Here is a 905-nt window from a genome sequence, read left to right on the forward strand (position 1 = left end):
GGCATCGGGCGGGCCGACGGTGATCCAGTGGCCATGCATGGGCATGCCGAACAGGCGCCCTGCGGCGATGGCGGAATCGAAATAGGCGTTGAGCGAGTGCGGCCCGGCCGGTGCGCCCTTGAACAGGCGCGGATCGACGATCGCCGCGCCGGCATAGATCAGCCCCGCCGGATCCCCCTTTGAACGCCGCAAGCCGCCATCCGGCGCCACCAGGAAATCGGTGCTGCCGCAGTGTCCGGTCGCCTGTTGGAGATCCGCCAGCATCAGCAGAATATCCATTTTCGCCGCGTCCCATGCAAGGGCGAGGCGCTGGAGATTGAGAGGACCGTCATCGATCCAGAAGGTGTCGGCATTGAGGATGTAGAAGGGTCGCTCGCCCAGTTCCGGCAGCGCCTTGACGATGCCGCCGGCGGAATCGAGCAGTTGTTCGCTCTCATCGGAAATGACGATTTTTGGCGCGCGGCGCGCGGCGACATGGGCGAGGATCTGTTCGGGAAAATAGTGGACGTTGACCACGGCCTTCGCGACACCGGCGGCAGCCAGGCTGTCGAGGCTCCAGTCGAGCAACGTCTTGCCGGCAATCCTGACCAGCGGCTTGGGAATGGTGTCGGTAATCGGCCGCATGCGTTTGCCAAGGCCGGCGGCAAGTACGATGGCGGTGTCCGGTCCTGCTGTCACAGCGCTCGCTCCTCCAGCAAACCGTGGGCGTCGTAGAACTCGCGCAGGCTTGCCAGCGCCGGATGAGACAAGGCCCGGCGCAGATAATCGCGAATGCGCGGCAGGTGTTTTAGATAATAGGGCTTGCCGTCGCGCTTTTCGAGGCGGACGAAGATGCCGAGGATCTTGGAATTTCGTTGCGCCGCCATGATGGCGTAGGATTCCAGGAAGCTTGCCTCGTCGAAAGC

The 905-nt window shown here is 63.5% G+C and carries 1 protein-coding gene and 1 pseudogene; both read right to left on the reverse strand.

The window, feature by feature from the left end; translation table 11 throughout:
• Positions 1 to 678: nucleotidyltransferase family protein (locus EOA22_RS35395; RefSeq protein ID WP_164756262.1), on the reverse strand; the 678-nt coding region annotated here is incomplete at its 3' end.
• Positions 675 to 905 (reverse strand): annotated as a pseudogene (locus EOA22_RS35400) (bifunctional tRNA (adenosine(37)-N6)-threonylcarbamoyltransferase complex ATPase subunit type 1 TsaE/phosphotransferase); the annotation flags it as partial. The pseudogene EOA22_RS35400 and the gene EOA22_RS35395, both read right to left, overlap by 4 nt.

It is taken from the genome of Mesorhizobium sp. M7A.F.Ca.US.014.04.1.1 (assembly GCF_003998745.1).
GTDB classification, from domain to species: Bacteria; Pseudomonadota; Alphaproteobacteria; order Rhizobiales; family Rhizobiaceae; genus Mesorhizobium; species Mesorhizobium ciceri.